At 69.2% G+C, this 17,385-nt stretch carries 15 protein-coding genes; 3 read left to right on the forward strand and 12 right to left on the reverse strand.

Annotation, left to right across the window (positions count from 1 at the left end):
- Nucleotides 1-374: 374 nt before the first annotated feature.
- Nucleotides 375-1,028: an ammonium transporter gene (locus ACWDMM_RS07815; RefSeq protein WP_195078263.1), complete on the forward strand. Its 654-nt coding sequence runs from the start codon at nucleotides 375-377 to the stop codon at nucleotides 1,026-1,028.
- A 126-nt stretch (nucleotides 1,029-1,154) separates the two neighbouring features.
- Here ACWDMM_RS07815 and ACWDMM_RS07820 read toward each other — a convergent pair whose 3' ends face one another.
- On the reverse strand, nucleotides 1,155-2,423 hold the full coding sequence (locus ACWDMM_RS07820) for a lipase family protein (protein ID WP_449936611.1): 1,269 nt from the start codon (nucleotides 2,421-2,423) through the stop codon (nucleotides 1,155-1,157).
- A gap of 249 nt (nucleotides 2,424-2,672) precedes the next feature.
- On the opposite strand from ACWDMM_RS07820, the gene ACWDMM_RS07825 reads away from it, so the two are divergent.
- Nucleotides 2,673-3,317, forward strand: coding sequence for a cysteine hydrolase family protein (locus tag ACWDMM_RS07825; protein ID WP_195078261.1), 645 nt, complete (start codon nucleotides 2,673-2,675; stop codon nucleotides 3,315-3,317).
- A gap of 43 nt (nucleotides 3,318-3,360) precedes the next feature.
- Here the strand turns inward: ACWDMM_RS07825 and ACWDMM_RS07830 are convergent, their stop codons facing one another.
- The 5 genes from ACWDMM_RS07830 to ACWDMM_RS07850 are packed head-to-tail and all read right to left on the reverse strand — an operon-like array spanning nucleotide 3,361 to nucleotide 8,044.
- Nucleotides 3,361-3,537: an antitoxin gene (locus ACWDMM_RS07830; RefSeq protein ID WP_449936615.1), complete on the reverse strand. Its 177-nt coding sequence runs from the start codon at nucleotides 3,535-3,537 to the stop codon at nucleotides 3,361-3,363.
- A gap of 44 nt (nucleotides 3,538-3,581) precedes the next feature.
- Nucleotides 3,582-5,882, reverse strand: coding sequence for an ATP-dependent DNA ligase (locus tag ACWDMM_RS07835; protein WP_195078260.1), 2,301 nt, complete (start codon nucleotides 5,880-5,882; stop codon nucleotides 3,582-3,584).
- Between the two features lie 47 nt (nucleotides 5,883-5,929).
- Entirely contained in the window at nucleotides 5,930-6,136 is a 207-nt protein-coding gene (locus ACWDMM_RS07840) for an antitoxin (protein WP_067795782.1), read from the reverse strand.
- 37 nt (nucleotides 6,137-6,173) lie between these two features.
- On the reverse strand, nucleotides 6,174-7,316 hold the full coding sequence (locus ACWDMM_RS07845) for an MBL fold metallo-hydrolase (RefSeq protein ID WP_195078259.1): 1,143 nt from the start codon (nucleotides 7,314-7,316) through the stop codon (nucleotides 6,174-6,176).
- The gene (locus tag ACWDMM_RS07850; RefSeq protein WP_195078258.1) at nucleotides 7,316-8,044 is read right to left on the reverse strand and encodes an enoyl-CoA hydratase; all 729 of its coding nucleotides are present in this window, start codon (nucleotides 8,042-8,044) and stop codon (nucleotides 7,316-7,318) included. Before ACWDMM_RS07850 ends, ACWDMM_RS07845 begins: the two co-directional genes overlap by 1 nt.
- An 89-nt stretch (nucleotides 8,045-8,133) precedes the next feature.
- Here ACWDMM_RS07850 and ACWDMM_RS07855 point away from each other — a divergent pair, with 89 nt between their 5' ends.
- A complete protein-coding gene (locus tag ACWDMM_RS07855; RefSeq protein WP_195078257.1) occupies nucleotides 8,134-9,237 on the forward strand; it encodes an NAD(P)-binding domain-containing protein in 1,104 nt (367 codons plus the stop codon).
- A gap of 20 nt (nucleotides 9,238-9,257) precedes the next feature.
- Here ACWDMM_RS07855 and ACWDMM_RS07860 read toward each other — a convergent pair whose 3' ends face one another.
- The 6 genes from ACWDMM_RS07860 to ACWDMM_RS07885 form a co-directional block, all read right to left on the reverse strand.
- Entirely contained in the window at nucleotides 9,258-10,115 is an 858-nt protein-coding gene (locus tag ACWDMM_RS07860; protein WP_195078256.1) for an aldo/keto reductase, read from the reverse strand.
- A 115-nt stretch (nucleotides 10,116-10,230) separates the two neighbouring features.
- The gene (locus ACWDMM_RS07865) at nucleotides 10,231-11,823 is read right to left on the reverse strand and encodes a carboxyl transferase domain-containing protein (protein WP_449936621.1); all 1,593 of its coding nucleotides are present in this window, start codon (nucleotides 11,821-11,823) and stop codon (nucleotides 10,231-10,233) included.
- A 51-nt stretch (nucleotides 11,824-11,874) separates the two neighbouring features.
- Nucleotides 11,875-12,477: a GTP-binding protein gene (locus ACWDMM_RS07870; protein WP_174186021.1), complete on the reverse strand. Its 603-nt coding sequence runs from the start codon at nucleotides 12,475-12,477 to the stop codon at nucleotides 11,875-11,877.
- Complete coding sequence (locus ACWDMM_RS07875) at nucleotides 12,458-12,832, reverse strand: DUF742 domain-containing protein (RefSeq protein WP_039795171.1); 375 nt, start codon at nucleotides 12,830-12,832, stop codon at nucleotides 12,458-12,460. Before ACWDMM_RS07875 ends, ACWDMM_RS07870 begins: the two co-directional genes overlap by 20 nt.
- A 7-nt stretch (nucleotides 12,833-12,839) precedes the next feature.
- The gene (locus ACWDMM_RS07880) at nucleotides 12,840-13,253 is read right to left on the reverse strand and encodes a roadblock/LC7 domain-containing protein (RefSeq protein WP_011207200.1); all 414 of its coding nucleotides are present in this window, start codon (nucleotides 13,251-13,253) and stop codon (nucleotides 12,840-12,842) included.
- On the reverse strand, nucleotides 13,250-17,191 hold the full coding sequence (locus tag ACWDMM_RS07885; RefSeq protein WP_449936625.1) for an ATP-binding protein: 3,942 nt from the start codon (nucleotides 17,189-17,191) through the stop codon (nucleotides 13,250-13,252). The genes ACWDMM_RS07880 and ACWDMM_RS07885 overlap by 4 nt, the downstream gene beginning before the upstream one ends.
- Between the last annotated feature and the right edge of the window lie 194 nt (nucleotides 17,192-17,385).

Consider the following 17,385-nt stretch of genomic DNA (forward strand, 5'->3'; position numbering starts at 1 on the left):
CGCGTAGTGCCAGCGAAAGCCCTTGACTTACCGCGACTTACGTCTATGCGCGACGCGATATGAATGATTCGAGATTTATGCCCAACTACGAGGCATGCATCTACACGCCCCGACACGGAGGCCAACCGGCACCGCCTGAACCCCTCGAATCGGGGCCCTGAAATAGCAAATTGCTATATCGCCAGGCTCGGCAAAAGGAGGAGGATTACCCTCTGAATCCGTGTCCCAAACCCCCTGGGCCACAGTACAGTTATCACTCGGAAGTAACTGTATTTTGGATCACATCACGGATGTACACGTCGGCGGGGGAAGGAATTTCGGCGTGTGCCGCGTTCTCTAATGCTTGAAACCTGATGAAGATTGGAAACCGAGAAATGATTCTCCGGAGAGTCACCGCCGCCGCCGCTCCACTGGTCGCCGCGCTCGCGGTCGGGGCAGGCGTCGTGCACGCGGAACCGGCTGCGGCGCCGGTGCCCGATATCGGGTACGAAGCCCAGCTGGTCGGCGACAAGATCGTCACGACACTCACCGCGGGCACGTTCGACGTGCGCGGTGACGCCGTGGACATCAAGGACGCCGCCGGCAACGTCGCGGTCACGCTGCCGCTCGCCTTCCGACAGGACGGGCTCGAATATCCCATGGCGCACGTGGTGCGGGACGCGGGCCGCGTGCTGGAACTGACCGTGGTCAAGGACGCGGCGCAGGCCCGCCCGGTGGCGACGCCGGTCGCGTCGCCGTTCGAGAACCAGCGCGCGATGGACGCGTTCCTCTCGCAGTTCGGCATCGCCACCGCGGTCGGCGGGTTCATCGGCACCGTCATCGGCGCGCTCGTCGGATTGACCGGCCTGATCGGCGGTCCCATCGGGATCGGCACCGTGGTCGCCGGTGCGGGCATCGGCGGCATCATCGGCACGATCGTCGTCGGCGGGCCGGCGCTGATCATCGCCGGTATCGATCTGATCAGCACGCTGGCCGCCCCGCCCGGCACCACCAAATGGATGGACACCACCGGGCGTCCGCAGAACTGACCGGCGACCTCGGCACGACGCGCACCGAATCGGCAAGCGGTTCGGTGCGCTTTCGTTTGTGCGCGGTCAGCGGCAACGCCGCGCGAGATCACCCAACCGGTCCGGAGCCGTCGCGCGCCGGTCCCCTTATCGCTCGCGGCATCCAGGAGCCACCGGCAGACCGGCGAACCGGTCGGCGAGAAAGTTCATCGCGCCCGGCGCCTCACCGATCGCCGCCGGGTTGTGCGTGGGCAGCATCGAGTGCACCGAGGTGAGGGTCGCGCCCTGCGCGCAGTACCGGCCGACCAGGTCGGTGAAGCCGGCCACGGGAATCACGTCGTCGGTGCGGCTGTGATACAGGTACATCGGCGCCTCCGGCGCGCTGCCGCCGAGTTCCTGGGCATCGGTGGCGGCACGGAAATCCGGGTGCGCGAACACATCCGCCACGGCGGTGAAGTCGGCGATCCGCGCGCCGGCGTAGATCGGCACCAGATCGGACCCGCAGGCCGCGCCGTTCGCCGCCAGCGCCGCGCGCCCCTGCTCGTTGAGCAAGTCCAGCACGCCCGTCCCGTAATCGTTGCGGGCAAGCGCGAACAGGATGAGCAACGCCAGCCCGGCCTGCACCGTGCCGTCCGCGTCGCGCGCTATGGCAGGCCAATCCGCCGGAATCCCCCCGGAAGTGATGCCGGCGAACCGGATGTCCGGCGCGTACCACGGCTGCATCTGCGCGGCCCACAGCGTGGCGAACGCACCGCCGGAGTAGCCCCACGCGCCGATGGGTGTCGCGGGCCCGAGCCCGGCTTGCGGCAGATCACGTGCCGCCCGGATGCCGTCGAGCACGCCGCGGCCCGAGTTCACACCGTCCAGGAACCGCGACCGCGGCCCCTCGTAGTCACTGGCCACCACCGCCCACCCGCGCCGCAGCGCCTCGGCCATGAACGGGGTGTCGATCAGCGTGTTCACCGCACCGGTGTCCCAGCCGCCGCGCAGCGCGAACGACGGCGCGCATCGGGTGCCGAGACTGTCCTCCGGCACCTGATACGACAGCAGAGGCCGAGCGCCGGGACCGAACCACGGCAGCATTGGGACCAGCACGGTCGCCACGTCGGCGACGGGCTCGTCGCTCGAGTCGGTGCTCCGGTACTTCACCTGCCACGCCGAAATCGGCAGGGGCAACCCGAACAACGCGATGGGCCGGGAGTCCAGCACGGCGCCGTCGGGGTACGCGGCGAGATCGGCGGGAGCGGCGTAGAACGGGTCCAGATCGGGCGGCGGTAGCTCGGCGTGTGCCGCGGGGGCGGCGGCCAGACAGGCTGCCAGCACGAGCAACACGGATAGCACGACCCGCGGGATCGTCGTTCGCACAAGATGGTCGCTCGCCTGCGCGATGACAGGCGCCGCGTGAACAACCTTCATCAGGGCCTCCCCAGTCCGGGCGAGGCGGCGAGTGTCCCGGCACTGGCGGCGCCGGCAGCTGGCCTACCTGCTTCAACGGTACTGCCGGGCCGACCGGCCCGGCAACGGTCGATCGCAGGTCACACCCACCGCCGCTGTTGTCCGCCCGGCTGGTTACAGTGTTGGCCAAAACGCCCCCGGCGCAAGCGAATAGCTGCCCGGCGCGACCGGCGCCCGCAGCGCGAGCGCGACGAAGAGGAGTAGCCGAGCATGCGGCATGGCAACGGACTGGACATCCCGGAAGGACTCGCCGACGTGTGCGCGCCGGACCGGATGGCGGTGATCGTCTACGACATGCAGGTCGGTGTGCTCAGTCAGTTGCCGGACGGCCAGGAGATCATCGAGCGGGTGGCGGGGGTGGTCGACGCGGCGCGCTCCGGCGGCTACCCGGTGGTCTTCCTCCGCCACTTCTTCTTGCCCGAACGGCTCAGCGGGACTTTCGCGCTGCGCATGGCCATGAACTGGCAGCAGGTGGATTCGGTGGACAAGGTGCGCTTCATCCTCCAGCGCGACACCCCGGCCTTCGAGCTGGTGCCCGAACTGCGGCCGCGCGCCGACGAGGTGGTGTTCGACAAAACGTCGATGTCGGCCTTCGAAGGCACTCCGCTGGCCTCGATGCTGCGCGACCTGCGTATCGGCGCGTACGCGATCGCGGGTGTCGCTCTGGAGATCGGCATCGCGCCCACGGTCACGCATTCCACCGATCTCGGATTCGTTCCCGTGGTGATCAGCGACGCGGTCGGCGGCCGGGACAAGGACGCCATGGCGCGCGCTTACGCGGATTTCGAGTTCCAAGGCCACGCGCTGGTGACCGACATCGCGACCATCACCCCGCTGCTCGCGGGCGCCGACTGACCCTGAGACCGGGACCAGGCCCGCGCCTGGTCCCGGTCGACGCTCACTGCTCCCGCAGGGCCTTCTTGGCCGCGTCCTGGGCGGCGTCCACCTGGCTGGAGTACTTGTTGCCCGTCTTCTCGTCGACCAGGTCGCCCGCCCTGTCGATGACCGCGTCCAGCTTGTCCGCGTTCTTCTGCGCCAGGTCCATCGCCTTGCCCGCCAGGTTCTTGAAGTCCACCGTGCACTCCTCGTTGTCGCGCTGAGAACAACCGCGCCACAACCCTACCCAGCGCCGGGGGCCGGGCCGAGCCATGCCGGGTGCCACAGCCGGCCCGCCTCGGTCCAATTCATGAAACGCACGGTGCCACCGAGTTTCGGCGTCACCCACACCGCTTCCTTGCGTTCCTCGGCGGTGAGTTCGTTGTCGAACGGCGAGGTCTTGCGTTCCAGCTTGCGCAGCCGCGCGGCCAGCTCGCGCATGTCCGGCTCGCTGAAGCCGGTGCCGACCCGCCCGACGTAGTACAGCAGGCCGTCGTGGGGTATGCCGATCAGCAGCGACTTGAACTCCCGAGCTCCGCTGCGCCGCCACCCGCCGATCAGCACCCGCTGGGTGCGCCAGTTGCGCTGCTTCACCCAGGCGTGCCCGCGCTTGCCCGGCAAGTACACCGAATCCTTTCGCTTCGCGACCACGCCCTCGAGCCCGCGCTGCTGGCTGTAGCGCAGGGCGTCGGCGCCCGAGCCGTCCAGCCGCGGCGGCACCACCAGCGACGGCGCGTTCGCCGCGAGCGCCTCGAGCACCCTGCGGCGATCGGAATATCGTTTGCGCAGCAGCGACGTGCCGTCCAGGTACAGCACGTCGAACGCGACGAACACCGCCCGCGCCGCGTCGGCCTGCAGCAGGCCGAGGTTCGCGACATCGTGATCGTCGAAGACAACGGCCTCGCCGTCCAGCACCACCTGATGCCCGGACAGCTCCCGCCGCAACGCCCCGATGCGGGGATAGCGGTCGGTCACCACGTTCCCCGCCCGGCTGCGCAACGTCAGCGCACCGTTGTCGATCTCGGCGATCAGCCGGAAGCCGTCCCACTTGGTCTCGAAGCACCACTCGTCGGCGCCGAGTTCGGTGACGTCGCCGAGCGTAGCGAGCATCGGAGACAGGCCGCGCGGAAACGTCGCGGGTCCGTTCGGTGGACGGATGATCCGGCTCGGCGGCTCGTCCGGCTCCTCTTGCGGTTCGGCTCCGTTGCGCGCGCGCATCAGATGCATCAACCACTGGTTGCCGTTGGTCTGGATCAGCGCGTACCGGCCGTTGAGCCGCTTGCCGTGGAACTGCACGATGACTTCGTCGTCGCGCCACTTCTCGGTCTCGTAGGTGCCGGAGTCCCAGATCGTCATCTCCCCGCCGCCGTACTCGCCCTTCGGGATGGCGCCGTGGAAGTCGAGGTACTCCATCGGATGGTCCTCGGTGTGCACGGCGAGGCGGTTCTGGTCGGGCGAGGTCGGCGGGCCTTTGGGCACCGCCCACGACACCAGCACCCCGTCGCGCTCCAGGCGCACGTCCCAGTGCAGGCGCCGCGCATGATGCTCCTGCACGACATAGCGGTTGTTCTCCCCCGGCGCCGGCGACTGAGCGGGAACGGGCTCGGGCGTGCGGGACGGATCGCGCATCGACCGATACTTCGTCAACGCGTCCGGCGCGGACGAGTCGTCCGGTGCCAGCGGTGGATCCAGTTCGGCGAGCAGGTCGCCGTCGGATCGGTACCTGGCCAGCACCTCGTCGAACCGCAGATGCCGCAGCTTCTTCCGGTTCTCGATCTCTTTCCAGGTGCGCGGGGCGGCGACGTTCGGCTCCGCCCTCCCCCGCATCGAGTAGGGCGCGATGGTGGTCTTGGCCGGATTGTTCTGACTCCAGTCGAGGAAGACCTTGCCGCCGCGCGCCGCCTTCGCCATCGTCGCCGTCACCAAGGCCGGGTGCAGCCGCTGCAGATTCGTCGCCACTTGTTTCGCCACCGTGGACGCGCCGTCGGAACTCAGCACGCGATCCAGCGGCACGTAGAGATGAATCCCCTTGCTACCGCTGGTCACCGGGTAGGCGTGCAGTCCGATGCCCTCGACCATCTCACGCACGGCGAGCGCCACCTCGGCGCATTCGGCCAGCCCTGCTCCCGGGCCGGGGTCGAGGTCGAACACCAGCCTGGTCGCCGGACCCATGCCGTCGCCGTCGAAACGCCATTGCGGCACATGCACTTCCAGCGCGGCCTGCTGTGCCAGCCACGCCAGCCCCGCTTCTGAATCGATCAGCGGATAGACGACTTTGCGGTCGGAATGACGCAGGGTGCGCCGCTCGATCCAGGATGGCGCGTGCGACGGAAGATTCTTCTCGAAGAAGGAGGGTTCGTCGACCCCGTTGGGCCAGCGTTTCCGGGTGACCGCCCGCCCGGCGATGTGCGGCAGCATGGCGGGCGCGATGGCCGAATAGTAGGCGATCACCGCGCCTTTGGTCGTTCCGGTGGCCGGGTACAGCACCTTTTCGAGGTTGCTCAGCTCAACCTCGATACCACCGAACTCGCGGCGGGCCGCCATATCCGAAGTGTAGCGGCGGAGGCCACGACGTGGCCTCCGCCGCGGGCTCAGGCGTGCGGCCCGGACTGATCCGGCGGGACCACCTTCTTGGCGGCCTCCTTGCCCTTGGCGATCTTGTCCGAGTACTTGCCGTGTGTCTTCTGGTCGATGAAGTCACCGGCCTTGTCGACCGCGTTGTTGATCTTGTCGGCGTTCTTGGCCGCCGCGTCCTTCCCCTTGTCGACCAGGCCCTTGACCGTATCCGCGAAGCTCATCGCCGTGATCCTTCCTGTCGCCGTTGTCCGGAGTCGTTCAGCCGATATTCTCCCACCAGGAATCCGCGGATGGGGCGCTCGACGGGTCGAGACGCTGCCCCGGCATCGGCACCGCGACAGCGGTGCCCGCCTCCCGCGCCGCGGCCACCATCCGCGTGACCGGCTCCGACCAGCCGTGGAAGGCCAGATTGAACGTCGCCCAGTGAATGGGCACCAGCAGTCCGTGGCCGGGATTCCCGCCGCACAGGTCGGCGTGTGCCCGCACCGCCTCCTCGGGATTCATGTGCACATCCGGCCAGCGCTCGTCGTAGGCCCCGATCGGAAGCAGCGTGAGGTCGAACGGCCCGAGCGCCGCGCCCGCCTCGGCGAATGCCTTGGTGAAGCCGGTGTCGCCGCCGAAATAGGCCCGCTTGGCGGGACCGACGATCGACCACGACGCCCACAGTGTGGTGTTGCGCAGCAGGCCGCGTCCGGAGAAATGCCGCGCCTCCGTGCAGGTGATCGTCAGATCCACGCCATCGCGGTCGCGGCCGAGCTCGGCGAGCGACACCGAACCGCCCCAGTCCAATTCGACGATGCGGTCTTCCGGCACACCCCAGTGCCGCAGGTGGGCGCCGATGCCGATCGGAACGAGGAACGGCGCGCTCTGGCGTGCAACCAGTTCCCGGACGGTCTCCTTGTCCAGGTGGTCGTAGTGGTCGTGAGAGATGAGCACCGCGTCGATCGGCGGCAGGTCGGCCAGCGGTTGCGGCACCGGATGCATCCGCGCCGGACCGACCAGCGGCGATGGCGAAACCCGCTCGCTCCACACCGGATCGGTGAGAATCCGGTATCCGTCGACCTCGATCAACGTCGTGGCGTGGCCGTACCAGGTGACGGCGAGAGCGCCCGCCGCGGCCGGTTGCTGCGGCATCCGTACCGGGATGCGGCCGCGCGGCCTGCCCACGTTGCGCTGGGTCAGCGCCGAGACCAAGAGCGAGGGAGCCGAACCGGCGACCACCTGGCTACTGGGCTCGGTGTTGTGGAACTGCCGATCGCGATAGGTCGTCGCCCCCATCGCGTACGGCTGGATCGCCGAAATCGACGCGCCCATGGCCGACGGGATGTCCCACACGGCCCGGACCAGCCAGCTGATGCCGAGCGCACCCGCCGCCGCGCCCGCGATACGTTTGATGTCCATCATCGCCCCACGAACTTCGCTGGGCGCTTTTCCTGCCTGGCCAAACGACCCTCCTTGGCATCCTCGCTCGTCCACGCGGCCTCCAGCGCCGCGCGTTGCTGCGCGGTTTCCGGCTCGCGCGTTCCGTCGTCGTTGAGCACCAGCTTCATGTGCCGCAGGGACAGCGGGGCCAGCGCCGCGATGTGCTTGGCCCAGGCCTGCGCGTCGGCCACGGTGCCGATCCGGTTGGCGAACCCGAAGGCGTAGGCATCGTCGGCCGAGATCTGCTCGGCTCCCAGCAACACCGTGCGCGCCGGACCGCCGCCGATCAAGGCGGCCAGCCTGCGCACCGTCCACCGATCGACGGTGATGCCCAGTTTCGCGGCCGGGACCGCGATATAGGCCTCCGGCGCGATCACCCGCAGGTCGGAAGCGAGCGCCAGCTGCACACCGGCTCCGATCGCCGCGCCGTTGATCGCCGAGATCACCGGGACCGGCGCCGATTCGATGGCGTGCAACATGTCCAGCAACCCGGACAGGAAATCGCCGGAGTACACCCCGGACAGATCGGCGCCCGCGCTGAACACCGGGCCCCGCCCGGTCAGTACGATGGCCCGTGCCTGGTCGGCGACAGCGTCGAGCACTGCTTCCCGCAGCAGTGTCACGAGTTCGTGATTGAGCGCGTTGCGGCGCTCCTCCCGCTGCAGTTCGATGGTGACCACGTCACCATCGCGGCTGACCCCGAGCATGCGACCTCCCCGACTGAACGGTCCGTCTGATCTCTTCACTCTGCCACAGGGGACTACCCGTTCCACGCCGGGCGATACGATCACCGGCTGTGCCGACCGACTTCGACATCCTGGTGATCGGCGCTGGTCAGGCGGGACTCTCGGCCGGATACCACCTCCAGCGCCTCGGACTGCGCCCGGAGCGGCACTATCTGATCGTCGACCGGTCCCCAGGGCCAGGCGGCGCGTGGCAGTTCCGCTGGCCCTCCCTCACCCTGGACACGGTCAACCGCGTGCACGATCTGCCCGGTATGTCGTTCGCCGAGACGTTGCCGCCCGGTTCGTCGTCCGCGCGGGCGGCATCCGCCGTGCCGCACTACTACGAGCTGTACGAGAAACGGTTCGACCTGCGGGTCCACCGGCAGGTATCGGTCACCGTGGTGTGCGATCGCACGGAGAAAGGCGCCCCCGCCGAGCGCGGTCCGGTGCTCGACGCTGAGACCGACACGGCCGGCCGGATCCGGGTGCGCGGCCTGATCAACTGCACCGGCACCTGGGAGCATCCGTTCGTTCCGCACTATCCCGGGGCGCAGACCTTCGCCGGCCGCCAGCTGCACACCCGCGACTACCGCACCGCCGCGGAATTCGCGGGCGAGCACGTCGTGGTGGTCGGCGGCGGCATCTCGGCGGTCCAGTTGCTCGACGAGATCTCCCGGGTCACCACGACGACCTGGGTGACGAGGACACCTCCGCGCTTTCGCGACGGCGACTTCACCGAAGCCGCCGGGCGCGCCGCCGTCGCGATGGTCGAAGACCGGGTGCGGCGCGGGCTGCCGCCGGGATCGGTGGTATCGGTCACCGGGCTGCCCCTCGACGACCGGCTGCGGGCGGCGCGGGCCCGCGGCGCGCTCACTCGCCTGCCGATGTTCGAGCGCATCGAGCCCGACGGGGTGCGGTGGGCCGACGGAACCTTCCAGCGAGCGGACGTGATCCTCTGGGCCACCGGGTTCCGCAGCGCGCTCGACCACCTCGCGCCGCTGCGCCTGCGCGGTCCCGGCGGCGGCATCACCATGACGGGACGGCTCGCCACGCAGGTGGCCGCCGATCCGCGCATCCACCTGATCGGGTACGGACCGTCGGCGAGCACCATCGGCGCCAACCGCGCCGGCCGCGCGGCGGCTCACGAACTCACCGGATACCTCGGGCTGCGCTGACCGGCCACCCGCCCGGATCGTCAGTCGATCAGGCCCATGGTGAACGTGTCGGGGTCCCCTCCGGTGCGCGCACCGGTGTTCAGCGCGGTGATCGCGTTCATCTGCTCCGGAGTCAGCTCGAAGCCGAAGACGTCGAAATTCTCCCGGATCCGCGACGGCGTCACCGACTTCGGGATGACCACATTGCCCAGCTGCAGATGCCAGCGGATGATCACCTGCGCCGGAGTACGACCGACCTCGGCGGCGACCGCCGTGATGGTGTCCTGCGCCAGCAGCGTGCCCTGCCCGAGTGGGCTCCACGCCTCGGTGGCGATCGCGTTGGCGGCATGGAACTCGCGCAGTTCGGGCTGCGCCAGCCGGGGGTGCAGCTCGATCTGGTTCACCGCCGGAATCTCCCCGGTCTCGGCGATCAGCCGCTGCAGATGCGCCACCGTGAAGTTCGAGACGCCGATCGACCGCACCCGGCCCTGCGACTTCAGCGCTTGGAAGGCGCGGAAGGTGTCCACGAAGCGCCCGGCCGCTGCCACCGGCCAGTGGATGAGGTAGAGGTCGAGGTAATCCAGACCGAGCCGCTGCATACTGGCGTCGAACGCGCGCAGCGTCGAGTCGTAGCCCTGGTCGGAGTTCCACAACTTGGTCGTGACGTAGATCTCCTCGCGGGGCAGGCCGGATTCCCGGATCGCGCGGCCGGTGCCCTCTTCGTTCCCGTAGATCGCGGCGGTGTCGATGCTGCGGTAGCCCGCCTCCAGCGCGGTGGTGACGACCGAGAAGACATCCCCGGCGGGCACTTGGAACACGCCGAAGCCGAGCTGCGGGATCACGTTCCCGTCGTTCAGCACGATCGAGGGAACGGTGCTGGTCTCGCTTTTGAAGGTCACATTCCGACGGTAGAAGTGTGGCGGCGAACCGTCAATCACGCGGTCTGGTGTGTTGTCCCGCAATTTGCTGAGAAACCAGTGGCGCGCCGTGCGGAGGTGCCGCCTCCGCCGCCGGTCAGCTCGGCATACCGGGCAGGCCGAGGCGCCGGTAACGCGCGTGCCGAGCCGCGCGCACTTCCGGTTCCGGCAGGGCGCGCAAGTCCGCCAGTTCGCGCGCGATCGCCGCGACCATCCGGCGGGCGAAGTCGATCGGCTCGTCGGCCGCGTCGGGGTGCTCGGGAACGATCCGGTCGACCACACCGTCCTCCAGCAGGTCGGCGGCGCTGATCCGTTGCGCCGCAGCCAGTTCCGCCGCATGGTCGGTGTCGCGGAAGACGATGGCGCTCGCTCCTTCCGGCGGCAGCGGGGCCAGCCACCCGTGCGTCGCGGCCAGCACCCGGTCCGCGGGCAGCAGCGCCAGCGCGCCGCCGCCGGTGCCCTGGCCGAGCAGCACCGAAACGGTCGGGGTGTCCAGCGTCACCAGATCGGCGATGCAGCGGGCGATCTCGGGCGCCAGCCCGCGTTCCTCGGCCTCCTTCGACAGCGCCGCACCCACCGTATCGATGACCAGCACCAGAGGCAGCCGCAATTCCTGAGCAAGCGCCATACTGCGCCGAGCCTCCCGCAACGCGGCCGGACCCATGGTGTTCTCGCCCTGCTGACCGCGCCGGTCGTGGCCGAACACGACGCACGGCTGCCCGCGGAAACGGCCGAGGGCGAGCACGGCGGTGCGATCGGACTCGCCCTGCCCGGTGCCGCTGAGCGGAACCCGTTGCGTCACATGACGAAGCAGTTCACGAAGGCCGGGACGTTGTGAGCGGCGGGAGATGAGGACCGACTGCCACACCCGATCGTCCGCAGGACGATTCCGCTCGGCATCGGACCGAATATGCTGTGGCACAACAAATCTGGAAGACGCAGCAGGATCGTGAGTCGACCGCGGTTGCGATGCCGCGATCTGCTCGGAAAACCGGCGTCCCGTAGCGGGATCCGGTAACTCCGTGCCGCTCAGCACACTCAGCGCGCGATGCGCGATCCGACGGAAGACCGGAATCGTCAGCACGCCGTCGATGACGCCGTGCCGATACAGGTTCTCCGCGGTCTGCACGCCTTCCGGAAAAGGTCGGCCGTACAGAGCCTGGTAAACCCGAGGGCCGAGGAACCCGATGAGCGCACCGGGCTCGGCGAAGGTGATGTGACCCAACGAGCCCCACGACGCGAAAACGCCGCCCATCGTGGGATCGCGCAGGTAGACGACGTAGGGATACCCCGCCGACTTGTGTGCCGCCACGGCGCCTGCGATCTTCACCATCTGCACGAAGGCGACGGTGCCCTCCTGCATCCTGGTCCCGCCGGAGGTCGGCGACGCGACCAGCGGCAGACCGAGTTCGGTGGCGCGCTCCACCGCGGAGACGATCCGCTCGGCCGCGGCCACGCCGATCGAGCCGGCCAGGAACCTGAATTCGCAGGCGATCACGGCCACCCGTCGCCCACGCAGCAACCCTTCGCCGGTGAGCACCGATTCGTCGGTGCCCGCCGCGACGGCCGCCTTCCGCAAGGCATCGCGGTACTGCGGGGATGCGGCCACCGTCACCGGCGGCCGGTCCCAGCTGACGAACGAGTCCTTGTCGAGCAGTTGCTCGAGCAACTCTCGCGCCGAAGTACGCACCGGGCGAGCCTATCCGGCCCTACCCGGTGCTCCGGCGAGCCACGCGAGCACTCAGTAGCCCTGCATCACCTTGCGCAGCGCGTACTCGGTGAGCGCGACCAGCGCCTGCTTGGCCGGCTCACGACGACGAGCGTCGATGGACAGGATCGGCACATCGGCAGGCACGGCCAGCGCCTGCCGGATGTCCTCGATCGGGTACCGCGGCGCGTCGTCGAATTCGTTGAGCGCCACCAGGAACGGCAGGCCGCGCGCTTCGAAGTAGTCGACGGCCGCGAAGCTGTCCTCCAGCCTGCGGGTGTCGACCAGGACGACGGCGCCGATGGCGCCGCGGATCAGGTCGTCCCACATGAACCAGAAACGGTACTGGCCAGGCGTGCCGAACAGGTACAACACGAGATCGTCGGCGAGACTGATCCGGCCGAAGTCCATCGCCACGGTGGTGGTCGACTTCATCGGGATGCCGGTCAGATTGTCGATCCCGGCGCTGGCATTGGTCACCAATGCCTCGGTGCGCAGCGGAACGATCTCCGAGACAGCACCGACCAACGTGGTCTTCCCGACACCGAAGCCACCCGCGACCACGATCTTCGCCGATGTTGGCTTACTGGTACGAGTGTCGACCTGCGCCGTCGAATCAAATACGCCGGAGTCCACTGAGAACCCTTTCGATCAGCTCGCGACGTTCATCGTCGCTGGAATCGTCTTTCAATGTCGCCGAAACGCGCACGTGCCCGGCCTCGATCAAATCGGCCACGAGCACACGGGCCACCCCGATTGGGATACCCAATCGGGCTGCTACCTCGGCAACGGACGGCGATTCTCTGCACAACTCCACGATTGACGTCTCGATGTTGGTCAGTTCGAACTGCCGCTCCAGGGCGACCGGATGCGATGCGACGAGGGCCTCCAACGCCAACTCGACCGCGGGCCTGGTGCGGCCTGCGGTCAACGAGTATGGGCGTACGAGACTGGGCTCGACGCTCCCCACGCGGTGATCTTCTATGTCCATCCCACCATCAGGAACCCATCGTGACGCGTGGTGTGGCCTGAACAGTCTGGCCAACCCGCTCGACCAACAGAGCCATCTCGTAGCCGACCTGACCGATGTCACACGACGTGTTGGTCAGCACCGCGAGATAGGAACCATCGCCGACAGCCATGAGTAGCAGGTAACCGTGCTCCATCTCGACGACGGACTGCAGCACGGTGCCGCCCTCGAACAGGTTCGAGACGCCGACCGACAGGCTGGCCAGACCGGCCGTGACGGCCGAGAGCTGTTCGGCGCGGTCGACGGGCAGCTGGGCGCTCGCGGCCATGAGTAGGCCGTCGGCCGAGACCAGGACGGCATGGGCTACGCCAGGAACCTCGTTGGCAAAGTTCGAAACCAGCCAATCCAGCTGACGATTCGTACCACCTAGATCGGGGTTCATCGGTCTCCTTTATCTCCGGTTAGGTTCATTGCTCTCATTGCGCGGCCATCCCGGACGCCCTGCTGGTGACGACTCAAGCTGGACCTGATCGTTTCTGGGTCGCGGCGCGGCGCCCGATCCGCCGCACCGCTCACGCCGCCGGGGACAAGCCTTCCGCCCGGATTGCGTTGGGGCAAGCCCGCCGCCGTTTTCGCCTCCGGCTGCGCCTCGCTGGCACGGCGAGCCGCTTGCCATCCCTCGTCACCCGGCGATTCGAAGGAAGCAGCCACCTGGGACCTATCCGTGTTGGGATCCGACAGCCATGCCGACATCATCTCGGCGAAGATCGGCGTACCGCCCATCACCGAATCCGATTCCTCCGCGGGCTGCAGCCTGGTCTGGAAGAACGAAGCCGTCTTGGCCGGGTTGGACCGGAAGCTGTGCTTGCCCGGATCGCGCCCCGCCGACGCCGCGGGCTGTTCGCCGCTCGCGGCGTGCTGGCCACCGCGATCCCGCTGCGGCAGTGCGACACCCGGCGGCACGGGCTGGCGCTGCGGCGCCTGGGCGCCCGGCTGCCGCTGCGGCAGACCGGTCAGGCCGCCCTCGCGCTGCGGCAGACCGGTCAGGCCGCCCTCGCGCTGCGGCAGACTCGACGGCGCGGGCGGACGCTGCGGCAGACCATTGAGCGCACCGGCATCCCGCTGCGGCAGGCCGCTGCCGGCCGAATCCCGTTGCGGCAGGCCATTGCCGACCGCGGGCAGCGCGCCGGAGCCCGGCTCACGCTGCGGCAGGCCACCGGTGGACTCGCGCTGCGGAAGACGATGCGCGCCCGCGTCCCGCTGCGGCAGACCGTTGCCCGGTTCACGCTGCGGAAGACCATTGGCCGCCGCGTCGCGCTGTGGCAGACCCGGCGCGGGCTGCCGCGACGGCAGACCCGTGGCACCGGGCTCACGCGAGGGCAGACCGCTCACACCGGGCTCACGCGACGGCAAGCCGGTGATACCGGACTCACGCGACGGAATACCGCTCGCACCCGGCTCACGCGACGGCAAGCCCGTGAGACCGGACTCACGCGACGGAATACCGCTCGCACCCGGCTCACGCGACGGCAAGCCCGTGATACCGGACTCACGCGACGGAATACCGCTCGCACCCGGCTCACGCGACGGCAGACCCGTGGCACCCGATTCACGCGACGGCAGACCCGTGGCACCCGGCTCACGGGACGGCAGACCCGTGACACCCGATTCACGCTGCGGCAGACCTCCCGCCGCCGACTCACGCTGCGGCACACCGTTCGATCCCGGCTGCCGCTGCGGTAGGCCGGTGGCGCCCGGCTCACGCGACGGCAGGCCCGTGGCCCCAGGCTCACGCGACGGCAGACCACCCGCCGCCGAATCACGCTGCGGCAAGCCGCCGGAAGCGGACTCACGCTGCGGCAGACCACTCGAACCGGGCTCCCGCTGCGGCAGACCGCCGGAGGCGGACTCGCGCTGCGGCAGACCGTTCGACGCGTCTCGCGCAGGCGCGCCATTGGCGCCCGGCTGACGCTGGGGCAGACCGGTGCTCGGCTGCGGCACGCCGTTGGCGCCCGGCTGACGCACCGGCAGTTCACCCGAGTTCGGCTCACGCGGCGGCAGGCCGGAACCGGGCCGCTCCGTGGGGGCACCGGGCTGGCGCGGCGGCGGACCGCCGGGGTTGAGGTTGCGTTTGGGCAGGTTGGCCGCGGCCAGCTTGCCGCGCTGCGGACCACTCGGCGCGGGCTGCCCCGACGCGGGCCGCAGACTCGTGGCCGACTGCTGGGCCTCCGAGCGCATGCCGGACGACGACATCGCCGAACCCGGCTGCCGCTGCGGCAGTCCGCCGGGGCCGGTGGGGACCGGTCCGCTGGGCGGAGCGGCCGGCTTGGCGCTGACGGCCGGAATCGGGCCGCTCACCCCGGGATCGACGGTCACCACGACATTGCCCCCAGGAGTCCGCTGGACGGCCCGCATCTGCATGGACGACGGCGCCGACGGACGCTGAGGAGCTGCGGCATGCGGCGAAGGCTGCGGGGTGACGGGCTGCCCCGCGCTCGGTTTGCCCGCGACGATGAGTCCGACGGGCACGTGCACGGTCACCGTCACGCCGGGATCGCGCGCGGTGTCGAAGGTCGGCCGCAGCCGCACGGTGAGACCGTGCCGCTCGGCGAGCCTGCCGACCACGAACAGACCCATGTGCCTGGCCGTGTCCGGCCCTGGCTCGGCGGTCTGCTCCAGACGGCGGTTGATCTCGGCCATCTCGGCGGGCGGCATACCGATGCCGCGGTCGGCCACCTCGATGAGCAGGCCCTGATCGTGCGCCTGCGCGAAGGTGAACTTGACGTCGGTCTCCGGCGGCGAGGCGCGCAGCGCGTTGTCCAGCAGCTCGGCGAACAGGTGCGCGAGGTCGGAGGCGGCGGGTTCCTTCAGCGAACCGCGGGGAGTGGCGCCGAGCTTCACGCGCTCGTAGTCCTCCACCTCGGAGATCGCGGCGCGCAGCACGTCGGCGATCTCGACCGGGGCGGACTTGGCGCGGCGCTGCCTGGTGCCGGCGAGAATCAGCAGGTTGTCGCCGTTGCGGCGCATGCGGGCGGCGAGATGGTCCAGCCGGAACAGGTTCTCCAGCAGGCGCGGGTCCTTCTCGTCGTACTCCATCGCCTCGATGAGCGTGAGCTGGTGGTCGACGAGCGACTTCGACCGCCGCGCCAAGGTCTCGAACATGTCGTTGACCTGCGAACGCATCTTCGCCTGGTCGCTGGCCAGACGCAGCGCCTGGCCGTGGATGTCGTCCACCGCGCGGGCCAGCTGACCGATCTCCTCGGTGCTGCGCACCGGCATCGGCTCCAGCGGCACCTCTTCCGGCGAGGCGCCGTTGCGGAGCTGGGCGACCTCGTGCGGCAGGTCGCTCTCGGCCACGCGCAGGGCGGCCAACCGCAGCCGATGCAGCGGGACGATCATCGAGCGGGCCACGAAGACCGCGAGCAACAGCGCGGCGAGGATGGTGGCGATAACGACCGCGGTGTAGGTCCACGCGTCGCGCTGGGCGTTGGTCACCAGCGAGTTCATCGCGGAGTCGATGTCTTTGGTCGCCTTGCCGACGACGTGCTCGTAGACCGCGAGGCTGTCGGTCAGCGACTTCTTCAGATCACCGACGGGAAGCTGGCCCGCCTGCGACTGCGGGCTGGTCAGCAGCGCGATCCTGGTGTCGATGCCGGCGCGCAGGTCGGCGATCGAGGTGTCGCCGTCGGAGAAGCGGTGCGCGAGCACGTTGAGCAGCGCGCGCTCGGTGTTGGAGGCGATGAGGAAGTTCTGGACGCCGGACTGTTGGGAGCGCAGCACCTCGGGGAAGGCGGCGAGCTCGCTGACCAGGGTGGCGCGGGTGTTGAGCGAGTCGACCAAGCGCAGTTTGGCCGCGTCCACCGCGGTGTCGCTGACCTGGCCGACCGTCGTCTCCACGATCCGGACGCTGTCGCTGCGGACGCGGTCGATCAGCGCGAGGGTGTCCGACGGCGGACCGGTGGAGACCGATTTGCCCTGGGCGCGCACGCCCTTGGCCTGGGTGAGCATGCTGTCGATGGCCGCGCGCGCACCGGGCACTCCGTCGAGCTTGGAAACCGCCTTCTCGGCGTTGGCGATCGCCTTGTCCAGGTCCGCGAGGTTCTGGTCGGTCACCACGGACTGGTTGGTGCCCAGCGAGATCATCTGCGAGCCCGCGGTGGTGGCGGTCTGCGCGCTGAGCGCGGTGACCGATGGGATGGCGGCGACGTTCTCCGAGATGTCGGCGAGCCGGTTCGACTCCGCGAACTCCGACGAGATCCTGGAGACGCCGAGCCCGACCGCGACCGCGAGCGGCACGGCGAGCACCGCCGTCACCTTCCAGCGCAGGTCCCAGTTGCCCAGCGCCCAGCGGCTACTGCCGGAACTAGCGGCGTCACGCATCTCCCACTCACTTTCCAAACTGGCCTCTACCACGCGCCATCAACCGAACCTCCACAATCGCGTGCTTGGCTCGACAGGTGGAGCTGGCCGAGAGCTGCGGCTGGCCGAGAAATTGCGTCTACGACGGCCCAAATAAGTGACATCAGATTCTAACGGATCAATAACTTCTTGGGTGACGGGGCGTGATGTCGCGA

This window comes from Nocardia sp. NPDC003726, from assembly GCF_053586955.1.

What these genes read in the sequence shown, in the direction of transcription:
- ACWDMM_RS07820 (WP_449936611.1), bottom strand. Translation starts at nt 2,423, where the DNA reads ATGAAGGTTGTTCACGCGGCGCCTGTCATCGCGCAGGCGAGCGACCAT.
- ACWDMM_RS07880 (WP_011207200.1), bottom strand. Translation starts at nt 13,253, where the DNA reads ATGAACCCCGATCTAGGTGGTACGAATCGTCAGCTGGATTGGCTGGTT.
- ACWDMM_RS07885 (WP_449936625.1), bottom strand. Translation starts at nt 17,191, where the DNA reads ATGCGTGACGCCGCTAGTTCCGGCAGTAGCCGCTGGGCGCTGGGCAAC.
- ACWDMM_RS07825 (WP_195078261.1), top strand. Translation starts at nt 2,673, where the DNA reads ATGCGGCATGGCAACGGACTGGACATCCCGGAAGGACTCGCCGACGTG.
- ACWDMM_RS07815 (WP_195078263.1), top strand. Translation starts at nt 375, where the DNA reads ATGATTCTCCGGAGAGTCACCGCCGCCGCCGCTCCACTGGTCGCCGCG.
- ACWDMM_RS07845 (WP_195078259.1), bottom strand. Translation starts at nt 7,316, where the DNA reads ATGGACATCAAACGTATCGCGGGCGCGGCGGCGGGTGCGCTCGGCATC.
- ACWDMM_RS07840 (WP_067795782.1), bottom strand. Translation starts at nt 6,136, where the DNA reads ATGAGCTTCGCGGATACGGTCAAGGGCCTGGTCGACAAGGGGAAGGAC.
- ACWDMM_RS07835 (WP_195078260.1), bottom strand. Translation starts at nt 5,882, where the DNA reads ATGGCGGCCCGCCGCGAGTTCGGTGGTATCGAGGTTGAGCTGAGCAAC.
- ACWDMM_RS07875 (WP_039795171.1), bottom strand. Translation starts at nt 12,832, where the DNA reads ATGGACATAGAAGATCACCGCGTGGGGAGCGTCGAGCCCAGTCTCGTA.
- ACWDMM_RS07850 (WP_195078258.1), bottom strand. Translation starts at nt 8,044, where the DNA reads ATGCTCGGGGTCAGCCGCGATGGTGACGTGGTCACCATCGAACTGCAG.